At 50.0% G+C, this 21,537-nt stretch carries 15 protein-coding genes; 4 read left to right on the top strand and 11 right to left on the bottom strand.

Annotated features, from left to right (window positions below):
- Positions 1-54: 54 nt before the first annotated feature.
- Together C8J48_RS00240 and C8J48_RS00235 are read right to left on the bottom strand one after the other, a co-directional pair.
- Positions 55-2,541, bottom strand: coding sequence for a transglycosylase domain-containing protein (locus C8J48_RS00240; RefSeq protein ID WP_107724402.1), 2,487 nt, complete (start codon positions 2,539-2,541; stop codon positions 55-57).
- A gap of 459 nt (positions 2,542-3,000) precedes the next feature.
- On the bottom strand, positions 3,001-5,577 hold the full coding sequence (locus C8J48_RS00235) for a transglycosylase domain-containing protein (RefSeq protein WP_107724401.1): 2,577 nt from the start codon (positions 5,575-5,577) through the stop codon (positions 3,001-3,003).
- Between the two features lie 205 nt (positions 5,578-5,782).
- Between C8J48_RS00235 and C8J48_RS18565 the strand changes: the two genes are divergently transcribed.
- Positions 5,783-5,959 carry a hypothetical protein gene (locus tag C8J48_RS18565; RefSeq protein ID WP_170105016.1) on the top strand — a complete coding sequence of 59 codons (177 nt, stop codon included), beginning with the start codon at positions 5,783-5,785 and terminating at the stop codon, positions 5,957-5,959.
- Positions 5,960-6,093: 134 nt separating this feature from the next.
- Here C8J48_RS18565 and C8J48_RS00230 read toward each other — a convergent pair whose 3' ends face one another.
- Positions 6,094-6,867, bottom strand: coding sequence for an SDR family oxidoreductase (locus C8J48_RS00230; RefSeq protein WP_107724400.1), 774 nt, complete (start codon positions 6,865-6,867; stop codon positions 6,094-6,096).
- A 357-nt stretch (positions 6,868-7,224) separates the two neighbouring features.
- A complete protein-coding gene (locus C8J48_RS00225) occupies positions 7,225-7,482 on the bottom strand; it encodes a hypothetical protein (protein WP_107724399.1) in 258 nt (85 codons plus the stop codon).
- Positions 7,483-7,677: 195 nt separating this feature from the next.
- Here C8J48_RS00225 and C8J48_RS00220 point away from each other — a divergent pair, with 195 nt between their 5' ends.
- Positions 7,678-7,974, top strand: a complete 297-nt coding sequence (locus tag C8J48_RS00220) for a hypothetical protein (RefSeq protein WP_107724398.1) — start codon at positions 7,678-7,680, stop codon at positions 7,972-7,974.
- Between the two features lie 108 nt (positions 7,975-8,082).
- Here the strand turns inward: C8J48_RS00220 and C8J48_RS00215 are convergent, their stop codons facing one another.
- From C8J48_RS00215 to C8J48_RS00205, 3 genes are all read right to left on the bottom strand, one after another.
- Entirely contained in the window at positions 8,083-9,705 is a 1,623-nt protein-coding gene (locus C8J48_RS00215; protein WP_146160423.1) for an esterase/lipase family protein, read from the bottom strand.
- 104 nt (positions 9,706-9,809) lie between these two features.
- Entirely contained in the window at positions 9,810-10,739 is a 930-nt protein-coding gene (locus C8J48_RS00210) for an RluA family pseudouridine synthase (RefSeq protein WP_107724396.1), read from the bottom strand.
- 336 nt (positions 10,740-11,075) lie between these two features.
- On the bottom strand, positions 11,076-12,752 hold the full coding sequence (locus tag C8J48_RS00205) for a transglutaminase domain-containing protein (RefSeq protein ID WP_170105014.1): 1,677 nt from the start codon (positions 12,750-12,752) through the stop codon (positions 11,076-11,078).
- Positions 12,753-13,325: 573 nt separating this feature from the next.
- On the opposite strand from C8J48_RS00205, the gene C8J48_RS00200 reads away from it, so the two are divergent.
- A complete protein-coding gene (locus tag C8J48_RS00200) occupies positions 13,326-14,663 on the top strand; it encodes a helix-turn-helix domain-containing protein (RefSeq protein ID WP_107724394.1) in 1,338 nt (445 codons plus the stop codon).
- A 314-nt stretch (positions 14,664-14,977) separates the two neighbouring features.
- On the opposite strand, the gene ligA is transcribed toward C8J48_RS00200, so the two are convergent.
- From ligA to pcrB, 3 genes are all read right to left on the bottom strand, one after another.
- A complete protein-coding gene (gene ligA / locus C8J48_RS00190) occupies positions 14,978-16,996 on the bottom strand; it encodes an NAD-dependent DNA ligase LigA (RefSeq protein ID WP_107724392.1) in 2,019 nt (672 codons plus the stop codon).
- A 37-nt stretch (positions 16,997-17,033) separates the two neighbouring features.
- Positions 17,034-19,214, bottom strand: a complete 2,181-nt coding sequence (gene pcrA / locus C8J48_RS00185) for a DNA helicase PcrA (protein ID WP_107724391.1) — start codon at positions 19,212-19,214, stop codon at positions 17,034-17,036.
- A 200-nt stretch (positions 19,215-19,414) separates the two neighbouring features.
- A complete protein-coding gene (gene pcrB, locus C8J48_RS00180; protein WP_107724390.1) occupies positions 19,415-20,122 on the bottom strand; it encodes a heptaprenylglyceryl phosphate synthase in 708 nt (235 codons plus the stop codon).
- Between the two features lie 172 nt (positions 20,123-20,294).
- On the opposite strand from pcrB, the gene C8J48_RS00175 reads away from it, so the two are divergent.
- Positions 20,295-20,633, top strand: coding sequence for a hypothetical protein (locus C8J48_RS00175; protein WP_107724389.1), 339 nt, complete (start codon positions 20,295-20,297; stop codon positions 20,631-20,633).
- 180 nt (positions 20,634-20,813) lie between these two features.
- Here the strand turns inward: C8J48_RS00175 and C8J48_RS00170 are convergent, their stop codons facing one another.
- Positions 20,814-21,383 carry a hypothetical protein gene (locus C8J48_RS00170; protein ID WP_107724388.1) on the bottom strand — a complete coding sequence of 190 codons (570 nt, stop codon included), beginning with the start codon at positions 21,381-21,383 and terminating at the stop codon, positions 20,814-20,816.
- Positions 21,384-21,537: the final 154 nt, after the last annotated feature.

Below are 21,537 nucleotides of genomic sequence, written 5' to 3'. Positions count from 1 at the left end.
TCGGAAACGAAAAAAAGCAAACGGCTATAACCGTTCGCTTTTTCCCTGAGAGGATTATCGATTGTTTCTGTCCTGATCCTCTTGTTGATCTCCAGACTGATCCCTACCCGGTGGCCGCGGGATGATAAATTCATCCCCGCCATCCTCTTCTCCCGGCTGCTCATCTTCACCAGGCGGCTGACCCGGGTCTTCCGGAGAGTCCGTATTTTCGTCCCCTTGATCCCCTTCTTGGTCACCAGGAGGCAGTTCCGGCAACTCCTCTTCCGGGGGCACTTCCGGCGGCCGAATGGCAAAGGCCATCACATTGGAAGGATCAGATTCATCGCCGGTCTCCGTATCGATCGCAATCACCCGGTAAGAATAGGTCGGACCGGCGTCGGAACCATCCGGTAGCTCGATGCGATCATCGGTAAAGGTTCCTTCCCTCGTGTCCCCCATCGCTTCCCAATCCGAATTGTCCACCGACCGTTCCACCCGGTAGGACAAACGATCGTCATAATCGTTCCAGCGCAATTGTACAGCAGGAGCATTGGCATCAAACGAGCCTTGCAAATTTACCGCTTTTAGCTCAAATGGCGGTTTCGGTTCCTCGACTCCCGGATTTTCAAAACGGCTGACCGGGGTACCGGACAAGGCTTCCGCCATCACCTGCTGAAATATTTTTGCTGGGTACCCGCTTCCGGAGAGTTCCACCTGTCCGTCCTGTTTGTTAAAAACCATGGCGGACATCACATATTCCCGCGTATATCCCACAAACCATGCTTGGCGGCTTTTTTGCGTCGTTCCCGTCTTCCCAGCCACATCGCGACCATCGGGAAGTTTTGCAGTCGTACCGGTTCCTTGATCCACATTGTACTTCATCATCCGCGTCAAGTAATAAGCTGTTTGCGGAGTAAGTACTTTTACATCCCGTTGCAGGTTTCCCTCGCTATCGGCCTCCCACTGGTTATCGCCAGTACTAATGCTCTCAATGGCGTGAGCCTCTGTCATGGAACCGTTGTTGGCGAAGACACTGTACGCCTGCGCCATCTCCACTGTGTTCACCCCATGGGTTAAGCCACCCAGAGAGAGCGCGGCATATGATTTCCTGTCTTTGTCATCCAGTTCCAACCCCATCCGCTCCGCATACTGAGCCGCTGTCGGTAAACCTACTTCTTTTTGTAACAGATAAGCCGTGGCGATGTTTAGCGATTTGGCCAGTACATCCCGTAGCGGCTGCTGGCCGAAGCTCCGTCGTTGAAAGTTTTGCGGTTTCCAATCTCCGATTTGAAAATCGGGGGGATCTGGCACGATTGTATACTCATTGTATCCTTTCTCTTGAATGACCGGTGCATATACCGTGATCGGTTTAAGAGCCGAACCCGGCTGCTGCCTTTCTTCGGTGGAGCGCAAAAGATAGCCACTGCCCTTGTATTCACGCCCGCCGGCGATCGCGGCAATTCCACCGCTTGTCGGATTGACAATCGTTCCACCGCCGTCCAATTCATCGTGATTCTGAAAAAGAGCGTCATCTTTAAACGCCTTTTCCATCGCTTTTTGAGCCTTGGGCACCATATTGGTATGAATTTCGTATCCCCCAGTGGCCAGCTCTTCTTCGGACAAGCCGAAACGGGCTTCCGCTTCCTGCATCACCAGATGTTTATACGCCTGATATTCATCATCTCGCAAATACTTGGTTAGATACTCGCGATTGACACCTAAATCCTTTTGTTGATATTGGTCCCGTTCCGCTGTCGTAATCAGCCCTTGATCCGCCATCAGCTTCAGGACTAAATCTCGCCTTTCCTTGGCCTTATCCGGATTTTGGTAAGGGTTGTAAGCGGATGGCGCTTTCGGCAATCCTGCCAATAACGCCGCTTCATGGGGTTCCAACTCATCCTTGGTCACATCTTTATCAAAATAGATTTTAGCTGCCATCTGAATTCCCTGTACATCATTTCCAAAATAAATAAAGTTCAGGTAAGCCTCTAAAATTTCATCTTTTGTGTAATCCCGCTCCAAATTCCAGGCGACAGCCACTTCTTGTACTTTGCGGGTATAAGTTTTTACATTGCTCTCCAAAATAACATTGCGAGCCACCTGCATGGTGATCGTTCCTCCACCTTCCGCCCGACGCCCCTCACGGATATTGGCCACAATCGCACGGGCGATACTGCGGAAGTCGACTCCATGGTGTTCCCGAAAACGCCGGTCTTCCACAGCTATAAACGCATTTCCAATCAGTTCATTTGACACCACATCATCCATGCTGACATATTCGCGGTTAGTCGATCCCAATTTGGTGGCGGGATTGCCATTGACATCATAAATCGTGGAAGCAAACTTAATCTGATCCAAACGATCCAACGGAACTGATTTAGCGGACATCATCACCGCCGAACATCCGCCGACCACTAACAGAATGGTTGTGATCAACACTAATACAAACCATTTTTTTGTGAAAAAGCGTGCCCGCTTTTTCTGTCTTCGTCCGCGTTCCGCCACCCGAGAGCCTACACGCTTTTCTTCCGCGGATGACTCCTGTTTCTCTTTTTCATCCATTTTCTTAACCCCCTGCCCTCTTCTCGCCACCAAGAGGAATCCTATCTATCTTTCTCAATATATGTCAGCCTCTATATATCCCTTATACTACTCCAACACCCCCAAAATGCCAATGGAAAAAATGGGCGTAAACAGCCGTGAGACGAGCTATGTAACCGTATGAAAGCACCCGGCTCTCCTCAAGGGAACAGAGGGGCATGAACCGACTGTAAATGATGAAAATGGGAGTTACACAATTTGATTCCATAAAAAAAAGCTGAATCCCTCTCAGGGATTCAGCTTAGATTGATAACACAGGGTCCAGGGCCCGATTTCCGTTTCGCGTCTCTTTCGCTTTCAACGATGAGGAGACCGCTTCGTCTCTCCGTCCCCAACCAGCAGCCAAAGGAAAACATATGTGGCCGCTACACTGGAAATCGTTCCCCTCTTCTCTCTAATGTTGTCAGCAACCTCTGCTTATTACGGCCAAAAGCCTCCGCCGTCATCATTACCATTGTCATTTTGGTCCCGACCACCATTATTTCCGCGGGAACCACCACCTTGATCATTGGGCAACTGATCCTGAATCTGATCCCCGCCATCCGGCTCTTCAGGCTGTTCACCCTGCTCCTCTTCCGGTTGTTGGTCCGGTTGCTCCTCTTCTTCTGGCGGTGGTGCATCGGGTGTCAGCTTCACTTCTACCACATTGGACTCCGCCCGTGCATCGCCACCTTCAGCTTGCTTATCGATGGCAACCACTTTGTAGAAGTAGGATTTAGACTCCGCTCCTCCCCCGAATAGCCCGTCGAAGAAACCACTTTCCGGCACTTCGATACTGTTGTCGCTATAACTGCCGCCTTCTGTCTCACCGATTGTGCTCCAGTTATTGTTATCCTCGGAACGCTGTACTTCATATTTCACCCGGTCGCCAGCATCCGACCACTTCAGATCGATTGCTTTGGCGTCAGCATTGTACGAACCGGAGACATTTGGTGGGCTGAGTTGGAAAGGCGGTTCGGGATCCTTCACACCCTTGGGCCGATCAAAATTCTTTACATCAAGGCCGGCCATCACTTCCGTCATAACGGCCTTCCAAATTCTCGCAGGATAACCGCCACCGGATAACCTGACTGTACTCCCTTGATCGTTAAAGACGGTAACCACTCCCACATATTGGGGCGTAAATCCAGCAAACCAGGCTTCCTTCGCGTTCTGTGTCGTTCCCGTTTTCCCTGCGACCGGACGCCCATCATCCAATTGCGCGTTTGTTCCGGTTCCCACAGGGCCATCCACCGCATACTGCAACATACGGGTTGTATACCAAGCCGTCTGCGGGCTAAAGACTTTATTGTCTTTCTTGATCGGTACCGCCGGTTGGACTTCTGTCCCCTCATTATTCTCCACTTTGCGGACAGTATGGGGTTCGTGGTTGACACCGTTGTTAGGGAAAGCGGAATACGCTTGTGCCATTTCCACCGTGTTTACCCCATCGGTCAATCCGCCCAACGACATAGCCGCAATACTTTTGCCATCCTTCTCATTCAAGGTTAACCCGGCCTTGACTGCCGTATCGTATGCCCGTTTTAGCGTAACGTGCTCCTGCAACAACCACACCGCCGAGGCGTTGAGCGAGCGGGCCACCGACTCCTGCAGCTCAACATCACCATAAAACTCACCAGTGTAGTTTTGCGGCGACCATTCCCCAATTTTAATCTCATCATCTTTGACGATATGGTATTCATTAAAGCCTTGTTCCACAGCGGGAGCATACACCGAGATCGGCTTCATAATGGAGCCTGGCTGCATCCGCTGTGTGGCCCGGTTCATATAGCCGGGCATATAGTGACGACCGCCACCCATCGCCACGATCTCCCCATTGCTGGGATTCATAATGGTTAAACCGGCATCCAGTCCCTCCAATGGTTGCCCGGTTTCCTGATCAACAAAATACTGATTCTTTTCGTCTTTTAACGCTGCTTCCGTAGCTTTTTGCGCTTTGGCATTAAGGGATGTGTAAATTTTGTATCCGCTATCCCTCAACTCATCTTCGGGGATATTGGAATAACGCTCCTTTAATTCCTTAAACAGATAATCCTTATAAGCCCCGTAAGAATTTTTGGGCAGATGCTTCTGCACATATTCGGGATCGACAGCCAACGGCTTCTTCTTGGCCGCTTCTACCTCCGCCTCTGAAAACAACGGCGGCGATTTTTCCCCTTTATCTTCCGCCAACTTGTTTAATACCACATTGCGTCGGTTGAGCGCATTTTCTTCTTTTGTAAAAGGATCGTATCCATAGGGAGCTTTTGGCAGCCCCGCCAGCAGGGCGATCTCCTCCGGCTCCAGCTCATCTTTGGTGATATCTTTATCAAAATAAATTTTAGCCGCCATCTTAACGCCGCGGACATCATTGCCTAAGTCAATATAGTTAATATACGTTTCCAGAATTCGGTCTTTCTCGTATTTCCGTTCTAGGTTGAGAGAAACTGCAATCTCATTTAACTTCCGCGTATACGTTTTATTGCGATCCTTCAAAACTGCGTTTCGGGCCACCTGCATCGTGATGGTGCTGGCACCTTCCGCCTTACCAAGGGAGATAATATTACGGAAAATAGCACGGCCAAACCCACGATAGTCAATTCCGTTATGCTGATAGAAACGTTCATCCTCCACTTTGACGAAGGCCTTTGCCAGCTCCGGCGATTTGATGTCGCCGATCTTGACATACTCCCGGTTGGAGGCCCCCAGCTTCATCACTTCTTTTTCATTGGTATCGTAGATGGTGGAGGATTCTTCCATTTTCTCTTCGATCTCTTCAATATTATAGGTAGGAGCGCTCATCACGACGGCGGAACAGCCACCGATTGCTAACAAAATCGTGGTGAGAATAACTAGAAAAAACCACTTCCAGGTGAAGAAGCGGAATTTCTTTTGCCCACCGCCACCCTTGCCATCACCGCCTCCACGCACCCTTCCCAGGCTGCGCCTACCGGCACGGCGGCCGTTGGAGCGCGAGCGGCTAGGAAAACCATTCGACTCCTTTTGAAACTGGCTCATACTTCTTTACCCCCTAATAGCATGTGGCAGATTTCAAACCTCGATGTGACTTATTCAAACTGTCTCTCTACGTAGGAATGAAGGAATATTCATATATGTGTCGTCATTGATCGCTCCACGTTTCTTGCGCGCGGAGGAGGCCATCTCTCTCCTTTTTCGCCTGAGATCACGAATATGATATAGTGAGAGGCGAGGTGATTATCCCATGAACATACCAGCAGCGGTCTTCGCCTGTCGCTTTACCGGGGTTATCGGAATCCTCGCATCCTGCCTGTTTGGGTACCTGTATGGGCTTATTGGATTTGTGCTCGGTCTTATCGCTTCGATGTTTTGGTTTAGCTTAGCCTGGTACCTGCAACAGGGATCCCACCCTAAAAAATAAAAGGCGAAACCTGTCGAATTTTCACCCTCTCATTATAACGCATATTGTGCTTCTTTTGTTACAGAAACTTTACTTTTACAGCGGAACAACTGCCCCTAGTACGGCAGTTGTTCTACGTTTTTATAACTTATTCCCTAATCGCTCACTTGAAAATCGCGATTATCAAATCCACCCGTCACCGGAATCACTGCACCAGTGATAAAATCGGAATCCGCCTCCGTCAGAAAGCGGATCACCCGGGCCAAATCCTCTCCCGTACCGGGTCGGCCAACGGGATTACGCGGCTCCTGTTTGCCTCGCGCCGCAGCGATCGACGCCTCTTTATAGGGAGGGCGAATATCGCCAGGGGATACCATATTGACAGTGATGCCATGGCGCGCTTCCTCCTGTGCCAGTGTGCGCGTAAACGAAACCAGCCCCGCTTTGGCGGCGGCATAAGCGGAAAAACCGCTCCAGGCAGGAGCCGTCTCTACCTCGGGAAAGCCAAAGGTGATTATCCGTCCCCACCCCCGCTGTCGCATATCGGGCACCACTTCCCGCACACAGTAGAACACCCCGCTCAAATTGCCGTCCACCAACTCCCGCCACTGCTCATCGTCGTGGTCGACCGCGTCGATCCGTTTAAACAGAAACGGACCCGCCGTACAGACAAGCACATCAATCCTGCCCATTCGCTCCCGGATCGTCGCTACCATCCGCCGCACGTCTTCTACACGTGAGACGTCTCCTTGCAGGGTAAAAAGCTCCCCACCATCAGCCTCAATCTCCTGTTGCAGTTTTTCCGCCTTTTCCCGGCTGTTGCGATAGTTGACGGCAACGCGATATCCTGCTGCTGCCAGCGTTTTTGCTACTTGTACCCCTAATCCAGCGATTCCCCCTGTCACCCAAGCCACCTTTGCTTCAGCCATATACACCATCCCTTTTATCCGTTACTTCCGTAAGTCGACTGACTAGGTATAACCGAGTCCCATCAGCAAAAGTGCTTCTTAGTTGTAGGTGGCAGATTTTCATCCTCGCTCCATACCACTTACACACTTCGCTTCCCAGTTTAATCGAGCACTCGCCCCTTCGCCGAGATCCTGTTTATTGTACCTGATGATCCCTTTTCTGCGCAAAAAGTTCCGCTAACCAAAGAAGTCCCCTTTTCCAGCGAAACGATTGCATCAACAAGGTACAATCGCTTCAACCGGAAATGAGGACTTAAGGCACTTCGCTTTCAAAAGACTTCCATCATTCGGATGATCAACAGACTTGTTCGCCCTTCTTTATCCCTTTCTCGCCTGCGGCTCCAAAACCCACTTCGTCATCAGCAACAACAGTGAGGCTCCGATCAAAATTCCCGCCACCGTCCACAGCGGATGGACTGAATCCCATATTGCCAAAGCCAGCACGATCGCAGTCAAGCCAGCAATAGCTACCACCCGAAACAGCCGCCGCTTCGTCCACCAGGCCAAAGCGGCAGAAACCACCGTCAACCCCGACATCACATGCCACTCCCACATCCCGATCATCGACCAGTCCATACGCTTCCCTCCTTTTTTTTCATTATGGACATGGAAAAAAGGGGGTATACGAAGACAACATAAACCTGTCACGATTATCGTGGGGTTTGACAATATCTCTAACAGAAGTCAAATCCGACATAATCACCTGAAGAGCAGGATTCTTCCCCGTCTATCCAGAAGATGAGTTCACACCAAATCGAAAGGGGGGGTGTAATGGTTTTTTATCTTAAACAAGGCGATACCATTCTTGGAACCCTTCACCCAAACAATAATGGGGATTTCCCTTGGATGCATTGTGAATTTAAACCAACGGCTTCCTTTGAACAGGTAAAGCCGTTATTTGATGAACTGTGCCATTTAAGCGAACAGGAAGAAGATAACCAAGCTGTCCTGGAAAGGCTAGAAGAATGTTGGGCAATCATCGATAAGCAGATTCATGTTATTTCCGAAGATAGAGAACGGTGGAGCATCGGTTTGATCTGCGACGACTTTGCTTCGATTCGTCCGTAAGTAACAAAAAAGCATCCCTTTTTCCAGATTGATACGCGAGTTTTTCGTGTATCCAACCCCAAGGGATGCTTTCTTTATTACACCTTTCTTCAAACAAACACGATTCCGTTACTGATCCTGATCACCGACATAGACGGAACGGATGATGGTTCGTTCAATTGTTTGTCCTTGGGCATCCGTCCCTGTCACATCAATGGTCAGGTTGTAAACACCCGGTTTTGTCATACGGGGTAACTTGCCGCTCAGCGCTTTACCGTTGGCGTCCGCTTTCAGCAATCCCCGGTGGGGAGCGGATTGAACCGTCCCTTTCGCTCCCGGCGGAGTCACCTGTACATCCACTTTTAAGTCTTTTGCCTTTCCTAGATCTGTATCGGCGATTTTGAGGCGCAACGGAATGTCATGATTGACCTCAGGCTGATTCTCGATTTCCAGCGAGAGAGATTGCGGTGCAAGATAAGTCCCTGTCAGCAGGTAAGCGTCTTCGCTTTCTCCGCTGAAACGAATTGTCCAGGTTCCCGCTTCCGGTTGATCAATCCGAAATGCTTGGACCGTGGCATCCTGGAAAATCACGGTTTCACTGCTACGTCCATAGACATCACTCTGGCTGTTATAACGTTTTCCAGAGGGAGAGGTCAATTCCACTTGTACGTTTTCGCTAGCTGTCATCAATGTAAAAATCGCTTCCTCTGTTCCCGAAGTGACAGTCGTCGTCACCACTTCTTCCTCTCCTGCCGCCAACGGACCACCACGTACCAATTGATCCCCTGCATTCGGATTGGACTCAGCAGAAGCAGCCACTTCCGTCGTCGCTGTTTGCGATGCGGTCATGGTTGAGCGAAGTGTCGGTTCAATCCGGTGAAATACCTCTCGGCCTAAGCGGATATTGTCATGATCCAAACCGGCAGTAAACAGATGATTCCCGTAAGGAAGGGAAGCACTCCAGACGTTTACCAAGCCGTCGTTGCTTCCATGGGTGGATAGATAGGCTCCACCTGTCCACAGGGCGGAAAACGTGGGCCCCCAGCTGGTTCCCGCTGTAGTGTAGTAGCTGTTGCGGGTCGCATTTGTATGGGAATCGGTCACAGCCCGGAATTGTTCCATATTGCCCACTTGTAGCGACTCTGTTCCCGGACTACGGGCTCCCAATAACTCCGCCAACCACCCGGCCCAAGAGCTGTACGCCAAATCCGCCAGGTGTGAGCCGTGATGGGGAGAACCCAATGTGATCACACGCCCGACATAGGGATGGGCACCATGATGGATTAACGCCGCTTGTGTATCGATTCCACCCTTGCTGTGGGCAACGATATTGACCCGTTGGCCGTAACGGTTGTAGATTTGTCCCAACAGATCAGCCAACATGCGGCCGTTGTCCCATTGATTGGCAGCGCTTCCACCCGAATCATGCAAATCGACAAACACCGTACGATATCCGTTTTGCCGGGCAATCGCCGCCATATCGTTTGCCCCGTAATACTGGGTTTCTCCAAACCAGCTGTCAGAACATCCATTCAACCCTTGTACAAAGACAAGCGGAGGCTTACTGGGGTCCGGATTGGCCGGTACCTCAACAAACCATGTTCCCGGTGTTCGGTCACAAGGATCCCCTTTGCCACCCAGCGGTTGAACCACTTCACCGGCCTCCACCGGCAATCCATCCATCATCCCCACAGGCAGTGCCAACAAAAACGCAAATAAAACCGACACAACCGCCCTAACTTTCCCTCTCAAGGAATGCACCTCATTTCATTCGAGTTGCGGTCCCCCTCCACCCGGTACATTCATTCCACATCGGCCAAGGCTTCTCCTGCTGTTTTGCGAAAATTAATTAAAAATTATAAAAAAGATTGTACCAATCGCTCCATATCTTCCGGCATCAGCGATTTCCACTCGTGTTCACGTCGATCCCTAGGATGAAACAGACACAGGCGGGCGGCATGCAGCGCCTGGCGCGCAATAGTGGCATCTTGTCCGCCGTAGAGGGTATCACCGATGATCGGAAAACCCCGATGCGACAGGTGGACTCGAATTTGATGGGTTCGCCCCGTCTCCAACTCCAACCGTAGCAAAGTGGCTCCCTTTAAGCGACGCTCCACCTGAAAGTGGGTGATCGCCTCCACGCCGTCTTCCCGCACCATCCGCTTATGGGGCTCTTCCGGGGAGCGGTCGATGGGAGCGTCGATTACCCCTTCCTCTTGCAGCCACTCCCCTCGAACCATGGCCAGATACTGACGCCGATAACGACGCTTTCCCATTTCCTTCGCTAAAAAAGCGTGAGCATAGGCATGTTTAGCAAAGACGATCAAACCGGAAGTATCCTTATCCAGACGTGTAACCGGACGGGCCTGTCGTTGTTCTCCCCGTTGCCGCCAATGGTACACCAGTCCGTTGGCCAAGGTGTAATCGCGATAATCTTTAGTGGGATGAACCACTTGCCCCGGCTCCTTATCCAGCACGATTAGGTCATCGTCTTCAAACACAATCCGTAAAGAAAGCTCCTGTGGTGGGATTGCCGGTTCAGGATCTTGCGGCATGATCACCTGAATCGCATCCCCTTCCGTCACACGGGAAGTAAAATACACGACGCGACCATTCACCGTCACCCCCTGTGACTCCCGCAAGCGACGCAACAACCGGCGAGAAAAGCGAAACCGTTGTTGTAACACCTGTCGCAACATTTTCCCCTCTTCTTCCTTTTTCACGGTATGTAAAAATGGAGCAGCTTCTGCGTTGTTCATCTCACCTTGCTCCTTTTCCTTTTTCATCTATTATCACCCTGTCGGTTCAACGAAAAAACCCGCCTTTTAAGCGGGTGAGGCTGCTGACAAACCTATCGTGGAACGGTCGGGGTGGTTATCCGTCTCTGCTCCATGCGTGTCAGAGTCGCTCGCCGGATAAAGTGAAACTCCATCGGTGGGATCTTTCCACCGATGGTTAGTTGAACTTATCGGGTTATACGCGGAAACCAACCCGACCTGTGTTTATAACCATTCCAGTACTTTGTCATCAATCTGCCGCTTATCAAGCGGGTATAGATTAATGACCACGGGACCAACAAGCTCTCCCTTTCATACCTCTTTCTCTTTCTTGGATGAAGGTTTTTAATACATAATGCCGGTTCGTTTGTGCGTTTGGGAAAACTGCGTCGGATTAGGATCAAAGTATTCAGTGGAGTATTTTTTAACAAACCGCTCCTGTGCATCGAGATAGCCTGAGCCCCAAGTGGGATCCATCGTGATCCATTTACCGTCCACTTTTACATCGACCCAGGCATGCCGATTTCCTTCCGCCACTCCTTCGACAAAACGGGCTTCCATATCGATGGAGCGCATGAGCGCAATCGCCAGGAAGCTGTAATCCTGACAGACGCCCTTTTTCTCCCGCAACGTTTTTAGGGCACTGTCATCGTATTCAAAGGCGTCGGTTTTAAACTTGTTTACATCATAGCTGATGTTTTGGGCCACATATTGATAAATGGCGAGGGCTTTTTCCCGATCCGATTGTTTATCCGCCGTCAGTTGCTGCGCAAGGGAACGAATCTCGTTGCTATCGGATTGAATTCCCCGGGAAGGCAGCAAGTTGCGCTGGTCATTGTCGTTATCGTTATGCACCGTGAAGCGCGCCACTCCAAAAAAGCGAAAATAATCGCGCTGCTCCGTCGTAATCTCTGGTACATTGACCGTCACTTCATAGGTTCCCTTGCCGAAACGAAGCCAAAAGCTGTCATCAAAGCGGTAATTCTCCACGGGAATAATATAGGTGGCTTGCTCACCGTCTTTTTTCGTCTGGATGATCAGATGTTTTGTCTTCGCCGCATCAGGCGCATTTGGATCGATCCTGCCCCGGATGCGGGTTTTCATATCGGCTTGTTCACCGCCTGCCAAAGGCATTTCCAACTGAACCCCACGTTCCTCATAATGGCGAAAATACTCCACCGGTTCCCGTTTCTGCTCGCTCTGATTGTCCAGCCATAACTTGGCCGCTTCGTTATACATATTATCTTTGGACGGATCAGGCGTTAACAACTTAATCTGGTGCACACCCTTACCAAACAGAAGCGGAATTTTTGAATCAAAGGTACCATCCCGGACAGGAATGATATGCTCCCACGTTTCCTCCCCTTTTTCCACCTGTACCATCAGCCGTTCCACCGTCTGCGGAAGAGAACCTTTCAGAGCAATGTTACGGTCAGCCTCTTGATAACCGGTAGCGGGCTGTTCAATCTGTAAGCCGGATGACTGACCCACTTGGGTCATCGCAATATCCCGTTCCAATTGTGGATTAACATTGTGCACCTTCATACGAGCTACATCGTAAAAGCGGTTGGCTTCCGCATTGCTGGGAAACCTTACCGTCACCCGGTAGACCCCTTCACCGTCGTGCAACTGGACCCACTGCTCAAAATTGCCATCGTTTAAAGGAATATAATAGGAAAACTTGCCTTCATCCCCTCCGACTCCTTCTTTCTTCACTTCCACCCATACAAAATCTGATTGAAACTGCTGATATTTCTTGACAGAACCTTGAAGAGAAAAACGGGAATTAACCGCAAATTCTCGATAGGCAGGGGACGCTAGATCCGCTTCCACCTGTTCTCCATAAGCTTCTAGCTTTAATTTTTTTAAATTTAACGCTTCATTTTTCTCCTCTGCCAACCGGTCCCACTTATTCGGTTGAGCTTCGGCCTCCGTTTGCAAGGGGAACGGGAAATCACATCCCGCCATCATCACCAGACAAACGGTTAGCAGTAAAACGACACCACCACGCAACCGTTTCATGGCAACCTCCGTCTCCTTGTGAAAATTCTCTCTCATTATATCAAGCATACGAAAAAAGCGGTTCTATAAATTGATTATATTTGATGAACACAACTTTATAACTACCTGTTTAACCTAAAAGAATTATAAAATGAAAAAAGAGACGCCCATTTTGATGGTACGCCCCACTAATTATAAGGAAAGACCAAGACCAAAGAAGATGCGGACAATCACATTCCTATCCAAAAAACAGAATGTTGTACTGCCATTGAGTTGATGAGTGAAAGCCACAACTTTGATACACCCCTATCATACAACAACTTACACGTTTTGTGTTTTTAAAAGTTCGACATAATTCGACATAATTCTCCCTTATTTTAGCGCCATTTTGCCTCATTTTAGCCACATGTTTTAAAACATCTTGATTTTGATCCCGTGAACAACACTTCAACAGTTGACAGCGAAATTGTAGCCAGTATGATGAAATTAATCATTTATCCATTATTCATACATTTTTTTATTAATTGCGGGTGAACCCGGATAATTGATTTAAGGTTAGAAAGGAGGAATCCTACCATAAGCCTCGGAATCAATTTGCGTCGGAGAAGAAAAAAGTTGCGGATGACGCAAGCGGAATTGGCAGAAGGCATTATCTCTGTTCCATATCTTAGCTTGATCGAAAACGAAAAGGCTATGCCTCGCGCAGATGTGTTGGAGCCCCTCGCCCAACGACTCAATTGTTCTGTCAACAATTTGCTCGGTGTGACGGATCAGGAGACACTGCGCCGAGCGGAAGGATGGATCGACCAAGTTCGCCTCGCTCTCACTTATGAAGGGGTAGGAGAAGCGGAACGCATTTTCCAGTCCCTAAAAGAATTGTCCTTTTCGATTGCAAACCCCAAAATTCTGATGCAGGTGGATTTGGTTGAAATTCAGCTGCTGATTCACCGACTGGAGTTAGAAGAGAGCCGAACCCGCCTTGAAATGTTTAAAGAGCAATGGCCCCAGTTGTCGGATGAGTATAACCTGCTGGCCTGGTACTTACGTCTGCAGGGGAATTTATATTTTTATCAAGATCAGCATCACAAAGCACTTATCTACTATCGTGAAGCGGAACGGATACTCTCCTCCGTCACTGATGATATCGAAAAAGCTTATATTTTTGGCAACTTGGGCCGAACCTATCTACATCTGTCCAACAGTTCACTGGGAATTCTCTATACCGAAAAGTGTATCGAAATCATGCAGCGTAAGGATCGCTGGCTGGAAACCTGCACGATGCTCAATATCCTGGGTGCATGTCATACTCGCCGTGGCGAGCATAAAGATGCGATTGAGTGTTTTGAACGGGTACTGCGGATGGCGGATCGCTTTTCCGTTACGGAAACGCTAACCTCCCAAACATACCATGAATTGGGCATCTGCTACTTCTCTCTCAGTGACTACGACCGCTCTATTCAGTACTTGCTAAAGTCGCTGGATGTGGTGAAAAAAGAGCAGCTGAGCCGGTGGGAGATCGGGTACACCCACAAAATCATTTGCCAGAATTACATTAAAAAAGGGGATTTTGAGCAAGCACGCCACCATCTTGAGCTGGCAATGGATCATTTACAAAAACGAAAACAACGGTTGACCGATTGCTATATTCTACTGGGCCAGATTCATTACGCCCAGGGTGACATCTCTTCTTTTGTCCAGTGTTATGAAAAGGCGATTCGAGAATACGGGCGGTTAGGGATATCTGAAAAAGCGGCCCAAGCCTCTCGCACACTGGGAAAGTATATGAACGATACAGGCGATCGGAATCAGGCACTTTCCTATTTGTTGCAAGCAGTCGAACACTATCAGACGCTTGCTTCTTCCATCGACTTTCCGGTCGAGTTACCCCCTACACCTGGAGATCAGCCGAAAGATACCGCCTCTCCGCAGTAATACATTTCAACCGAGGCCTCCTGTCGGGAAACCCTCGCTAACAAAGATTAGCCTTCCGAAGAGGTGAGTCGTTTCCGGCGTCAACCTCGGCACTGACACCCCAGCGAAGTATTCCTTCAGCTCTAATCGCTTTGCGGCCATGCTTTTCCTTTTACCGCAAGATCCAACATCAGTGGGAGGAGCACAGAGTCGCAAATCCGGCTCCATCCCCCTGTTCGGGTTTATCAGAGCCTCAAGGCCTCCCTAATCGGAGGCCTTGAGTGTAAGGTAGATCGATAATGATCCATATCGGCAATATCTGTTAACTGCGCATCTTACTCCTGTTCCCCCAACAACGACAACAGTTCCTCTTCCTCCACCACGCGCACACCCAAGTCTTGCGCTTTTTTCAGTTTGGAACCGGCCTTATCTCCGGCAATCAGCATATCGGTGTTTTTGCTGACACTGTTGGTTACGTTGCCACCGAGGGCTTTGATGCGGGCACCGGCGTCTTGACGGGACATCGATGCAAGCGTACCAGTAAGAACCACTGTTTTGCCGGCAAAGGGAGTATCGGCTAAAGGCGTCTCCTCCAAATCGGGCCCGCGGTATGTTAAGTTAACCCCGGCTTGTTCCAAGCGACGCAGGGTTTCCCTCACTTCCGGCGTTTCAAAATAAGTGACAATGCTTTCCGCCATCTTGGGGCCAATCTCATCGATCGCCTCCAGTTCATCCCGCTCCGCTTCCATCAAAGACGCGAGTTTTTTAAAGTGGGCAGCCAACACCTGTGCCCCCTTGGAACCGACAAAACGGATACCAAGGCCGAATAACACCCGTTCCAGAGAGTTTTTTTTGCTAGCTTCAATCGCAGCAAGCAAGTTTTCCGCTGATTTTTCCCCCATTCGCTCCAACGGGAGAAGATCCGCTTTTGTCAGATCGTATAAATCAGCTGGTCCTCGGATCAGCTCCGCTGCAAACAGCTGGGTCACCACTTTTTCCCCCAGCCCTTCAATATTCATGGCGCCGCGAGAAACAAAGTGGATAATTCCCTCCCGGGTTTGGGCCGGACACTGGGGATTGATACAGCGCAAAGCCACTTCCCCTTCGAGCCGTACCAACTCACTGCCGCACTCCGGGCATTCTGTCGGCATCTCGTAAGGCGTTTCCTCTCCGCTGCGTTGTTCCGTGAGAACTCCGACCACTTCAGGAATAATGTCACCCGCCTTTTTAACGATCACATGATCGCCAATCATAATCCCTTTCTCCCGGATATAATCCTCGTTGTGCAGAGAAGCCCGCTGCACCGTCGTCCCGGCCAAAGTGACCGGATCCAGCAGTGCCGTGGGAGTGACTGCACCAGTACGACCCACCGTCACCTCAATGCCACGCAAAACGGTGACTCCCTCTTCGGCGGGAAATTTATAAGCAATGGCCCAACGCGGACTTTTGGCGGTAAAGCCCAGTTGTTCGCGCAAAGCTAGGTCATCCACCTTAATGACGATGCCGTCGATCTCATAGCCCAATTCCATCCGATGTTCCCGCCAATGGTTCACAAAGTCCATCACATCATCGATCCCCTTGACGGTCACTCGCTCGGGATTCACCTTTAACCCCAACTTTTGCAACAAGTCGAGGGAAGCCGTATGGGTAAGAGGATTTTGTACACCCTCCATTTCACCGATTCCGTACAAAAAAATATCCAACGTCCGCTCCGCCGCCAACTTGGGGTCCAGCTGGCGCAAGGAGCCGGCGGCGGCATTGCGGGGATTGGCAAAGAGCGCTTCTCCTCGCTCTTCTTTGACTCGATTGATCCGCTCAAACTCCTTCTTCGGCAAAAACGCCTCCCCCCGCACTTCCAGGGTGACCAGCTCCCGCAAGCGCAGCGGAAGAGAGCGGATCGTCTTTAAATTTTGCGTAATGTTTTCCCCTGTGCGCCCATCGCCGCGGGTCGCTCCTCGCACCATCACCCCGTCTTCGTAACGAAGCGAAACCGCTAATCCGTCAATTTTGAGCTCACACACATAATCGATCGACTCCCGCCCCGACAGCCGCCGAATCCGCTCGTCAAAATCTTGCAGATCGTCAAAGGAAAAGGCGTTTCCCAAGGAGAGCATCGGAATCCGATGCTCCACCTTCTCAAAATAGGGTAGCGGTTCTCCTCCTACCTTTACAGAGGGAGAGTCCGGGGTTACCAAATCCGGATACACCTCTTCCAACCGTAACAACTCCGCCATCAGCCGATCATATTCAGCATCGCTAACGGTGGGATCATCCAACACATGATAACGGTAATTATACTCCTCCAACTCTGTGCGTAACGTCTGTATCCGCTGTTCCGCTTCTGCTCGCTCCATCGCTTCCACTCCTCGACAAACCGATGATAGAGAACCCCTACGCCCGGGTGATCGGCGCAAAGGTGGCCAGCAACCGTTTCACGCCGATGGGAGCGGGGAAGGCGATGTTTAATTCTGTGTCTTCTCCCTCTCCCTGTACTTTGACGACAGTGCCGGGGCCCCATTTGCGGTGATTCACTTTGTCCCCTACTTTCCAATCCAGATCGTTGTTGGGCACGGGTCGAATCGGCCCTTGCCGCAATACCGGCTTCTTTAAGACGGCTGAAGGTTTACCCACCCGTTCAAGCAGATGATCCGGAATCTCCTGTAAAAAGGGAGAGGGCGGGTTGGCATTGCTCTGGCCGAAGAGCATCCGCATGCGTGCCCGGCAGAGAAAAAGCCGATTTTGTGCCCGTGTGATGCCCACATAGGCGAGACGACGCTCTTCTTCCAGCTCTTCCTCATCATCAAAGGTACGGCTGTGAGGGAAGATCCCTTCCTCCATCCCCACCAGAAATACCTGGGGAAACTCCAATCCCTTGGCGGAATGAAGCGTCATCATCGTAACACCGGCGACTGCTTCTTCCCCGTCCTGCAAACGGTCCAGATCGGAGACCAAGGCTAAGTCGGTAAGAAAAGCAACCAGGGTTTTATCGTCGTTTTTCTCCTCAAACTCCCGTGTGACGGAGAGGAATTCATCCAAGTTTTCCAGGCGGCTGGCCGCTTCCACCGTCTCTTCCCTCTTCAGTTCCTCTCGATACCCGGATCGTTGTAACACTTCTTCTGTGATTTCACTTGCGCTGAGATACTCCATCATCGCCGACATCTCCCGGATTAAGGAAGTAAAGCGCTGCAACGGCTGGATGAAGCGATTGGTCAGTCCGATATTCTCCACTTCCAACAGCGCTTGAAAAAGGGAGAGGTGATGCTGTTCGGCATAAGCGGCGATCTTGTCCAATGTGGCTTGTCCGATGCCCCGTTTGGGCACATTGATCACGCGGCCGAGGGAGAGATCGTCGTCAGGGTTGACCACCAGACGTAAGTAAGCGAGAACATCTTTAATCTCCTTACGATCGTAAAACTTCAACCCGCCCACCATCTGATAGGGGATATTGGACTTGAGGAAAACTTCCTCTACTACACGAGACTGGGCGTTGGTCCGGTAAAGGACGGCAAAATCGTCATAAGGGCGCCCTTCACGGTGTTCCTTTACAATCGTATCCGCCACAAAGTACGCTTCATCGTGCTCATTGTCCGCTTCAAACAGTTGCACCGGTGCCCCTTCATCATTTTTTGTCCACAACGCTTTCGGCTTCCGTCCTTGGTTGTGGGCGATCACTTCATTGGCTGCGGATAGAATCGTCTTGGTGGAGCGATAGTTCTGTTCCAGTTTCACCACATGGGCATCGGGATAATCTCGCTCAAAGGAGAGAATGTTAGTGATGTCCGCTCCCCTAAATTTGTAAATCGATTGATCGGAATCCCCCACCACACACAGATTGCGGTGCTTGCCCGCCAACAGCTTGACGAGGACATATTGCACATGGTTGGTATCTTGGTATTCATCCACATGAATGTATTGAAATTTCTTTTGGTAGAAATCCAACACTTCCGGCACCTGTTGAAACAGACGGACCGTCTCCAGCAACAAATCGTCAAAATCGAGGGATTGGTTGGTTCGCAGCTTCTGCTGATAAGCCTCATAAACACCGGCTGCCATCTCATCGTTAAATCCCTGTGCGTTTGCCTTCATATCAGCCGGGGTAAACAGACGGTTCTTTGCATTGGAGATCTTATGGAGGAAATTGCGAGGCGGAAATTTCTTGGGATCAATGTTTCGCTCTTTTAGCACCTGTTTGACCACCGTCAGCTGATCGGAACTGTCCAGGATGGTGAAATTGCGGTTTAATCCGATGCGGTCAATATCGCGGCGCAAGATGCGGACACACATGGAGTGAAAGGTGGAGATCCAGATCTCTTCCGCATCCGCCCCCACCAAAGCGTGAATCCGATCCTTCATCTCCCGCGCCGCTTTGTTGGTAAAGGTAATCGCAAGAATGTTCCACGGATGGATCTTCTTTTCCGCTAACAACCACGCTACCCGATTGGTCAGTACACGCGTTTTACCGCTGCCGGCACCAGCCACAATCAAAAGCGGTCCTTCCGTCGTCTCTACCGCCTGTCGCTGATCAGGGTTCAATCCTTCAAGCATCGTCTCTTTTGTCCAAGGTTGTGCCATGCCACGCCACCTTCCGTTACCCAGATTGATAAAAAATGTAAGAGAGAATCGTATCATTTCAGTCAGTATTTCAAATCGATGATAAGGGGTTCGGGCTACATTCGGAGCAGCCCATTTTGAACGGATCTAGCCGCTCATTCCGATAACAAACGTTCACCGTAATCCTATTTTGCAGAATCCGTCATCCGTAAGCCGGTATATCAACCGCCCCTAACCGTCCCCTTCACCGCTTCCACCGTCGCTAATGCGGCATCTACGTTGAGATGGGCCAAGTTACCGACGACGACGGTATCCGCTAGTGCGGCCATTTGCCGTACATCTCCAGGACCGCCGATCCCGCCGCCATAAAACAGAGGCAGCCGCTCTGCCCCTTTTTTAGCCGCGGCTACCAGCTTTGGATCGCCCAGGGTGCCGCTATATTCCATATACAGTGCCGGCAATTGAAACAGATGTTCCGCCAAGCGGGCAAAAGCAGTCACATCCTGTGGAGACAGATCCGTTCGACTCCTGGTGAGGCGCGCTACACGCGAATCCGGATTAAGAACGAGATAGCCCAGAGCCGCCGTCTCGTCCCACGGAATCCAATCACCGAAGGCTTTTACCGCTTGCTGCTGATTACCCACAATCCAGCGGATATCATCGGTATTGAGAACGATGGGCAAAAGGTATCCGTCCACCCCCGGCACCACCGCGTCCACTCGGGAAACTTCCTGCACACAGGTGACCGGATAGGCAGCCACACGCTCAATTAACCGCTGGCTGTTTTCATATGTAATTCCGTCGGTACCGCCGACGATCACCACATCGGTTCCCGACAGACCGATTCGCTCCAGGGCAGCGTCGGAAAGCGCACGGTTGGGATCCAATTTAAAAGCGTGTCGCCACTTTTTCATCCGTTCCGTCAGCATCTGCATCCCCCCAACCGCACATGGTTTCCCATCCATTATATCCTACCAGCCAAAGCGACGAAAGCGCAGAACCAACCCCCATATCTTCCCGTCATAGAACCGCCTCCCCCGCCATATAGTCAAAAGTGGATCTAATTCCAAAAGGGAACCTGACAATGGAGGAGAGACGGCGTTGTTGCGAAAATGGAGCATTCGGCTGCTGATCTATCTCGCTTTAACCGGATTCGCATTTCTCATCGGTATCCATTTTTTACAGGTGGACCGAGGATATCCCCCTTCCACGGATCTAGAAGAGCAAAAACAGTTGTATCAACTTTGGGTGCTCGCCTTTACCCTCTTACTGGTTCTCCCTTGTATGATCTACTCGGTTTTTGGGGGAATCCATGTCTTTCAAAACGGCCCACGGCGATATCCGTGCTGGCAAACGGCCATCGTTGCCTTGCTGCTAACCGCCACCACCCTGCTCCATGGAAGCTTGGCCGGACTCGCTTTTATTTTTTGGTTTCAATAGAAAAAAGCTTGATCAAACAAAAAGGATACCCAAAAGCTGCCACGCTCCTTCTTGCTTTTCCGTCAAGCTTGAAATCGCCAAATAAATGTAAAAGGAATCGCGGGTAAAATGCCCTACCCATGAGCGCTATAAAAGAGGGCTTGTCTGGCTTGATTTAACTTCGATCTCTTGTCGACGTACTCATGCTTCTTCACCTGCGTTGTCTGTCGCTTTACCATAATGATCAACGGCGAAGCTGAATAGCACTTTTAGCATAAATAATAGGTAGATCGTCAACATATAGGGCTGTATATCTGGCAATAAGGGCAAACAGCCCAGGCCGACAGATAGGAGTAGGCCTGCGACAAATCGTTGCGAAGGCTTTCCGATAAGCGAATTCACGATAAATGCTCCAATGATCGTATAAGCCCAAACCGCTGTCGAATACCAAATATCTGTATTAAGAAGAAGCGCGACAAGCACGATATGAAAATGTACTGCAATAAATACGATCCGATTCGTTTGTCGCACCGCATAAAAATTGCTGGTTGAAGTCGTAAAGTTCGCTATGCAACCGCAGAATATATCAAAAATCAACAACAATGCCAAGGCGCTACGCAACACTGACAAATGGTCTGTCAATTCAGGAAACAACCAATATAACGCAGCCGTCAGCAATCCACCAAAAAGCAGTATGGCTAGAATAGACCCTATTGACTGTTTTTCGCCAAAAACATCATGCAAAAAAGATGGAATTCGGATTTGTTTCATCTCATTACACTCCCATCATCAATTGATGCTCACAAGCTTTAGTTGATTTTAATGTAGTTATGAATTGAATAGATCCAATTTATATAAAAATATAACAAACTGAATCGGCCATTTCAATAGATTTATACTCCCTTTATTGAATTACTCTAAAACT

Source organism: Desmospora activa DSM 45169, assembly GCF_003046315.1.
Lineage (GTDB): Bacteria > Bacillota > Bacilli > Thermoactinomycetales > DSM-45169 > Desmospora > Desmospora activa.
This window is presented reverse-complemented; position numbering and strand designations above follow the sequence as displayed.

Bases quoted from the DNA above. Each gene is read 5' to 3' on its own strand.
- C8J48_RS00240 (WP_107724402.1), bottom strand. From the start codon at position 2,541: ATGGATGAAAAAGAGAAACAGGAGTCATCCGCGGAAGAAAAGCGTGTA.
- C8J48_RS00235 (WP_107724401.1), bottom strand. From the start codon at position 5,577: ATGAGCCAGTTTCAAAAGGAGTCGAATGGTTTTCCTAGCCGCTCGCGC.
- C8J48_RS18565 (WP_170105016.1), top strand. From the start codon at position 5,783: ATGAACATACCAGCAGCGGTCTTCGCCTGTCGCTTTACCGGGGTTATC.
- C8J48_RS00230 (WP_107724400.1), bottom strand. From the start codon at position 6,867: ATGGCTGAAGCAAAGGTGGCTTGGGTGACAGGGGGAATCGCTGGATTA.
- C8J48_RS00225 (WP_107724399.1), bottom strand. From the start codon at position 7,482: ATGGACTGGTCGATGATCGGGATGTGGGAGTGGCATGTGATGTCGGGG.
- C8J48_RS00220 (WP_107724398.1), top strand. From the start codon at position 7,678: ATGGTTTTTTATCTTAAACAAGGCGATACCATTCTTGGAACCCTTCAC.
- C8J48_RS00210 (WP_107724396.1), bottom strand. From the start codon at position 10,739: ATGAAAAAGGAAAAGGAGCAAGGTGAGATGAACAACGCAGAAGCTGCT.
- C8J48_RS00205 (WP_170105014.1), bottom strand. From the start codon at position 12,752: ATGAAACGGTTGCGTGGTGGTGTCGTTTTACTGCTAACCGTTTGTCTG.
- ligA (WP_107724392.1), bottom strand. From the start codon at position 16,996: ATGGAGCGAGCAGAAGCGGAACAGCGGATACAGACGTTACGCACAGAG.
- pcrA (WP_107724391.1), bottom strand. From the start codon at position 19,214: ATGGCACAACCTTGGACAAAAGAGACGATGCTTGAAGGATTGAACCCT.
- pcrB (WP_107724390.1), bottom strand. From the start codon at position 20,122: ATGCTGACGGAACGGATGAAAAAGTGGCGACACGCTTTTAAATTGGAT.
- C8J48_RS00170 (WP_107724388.1), bottom strand. From the start codon at position 21,383: ATGAAACAAATCCGAATTCCATCTTTTTTGCATGATGTTTTTGGCGAA.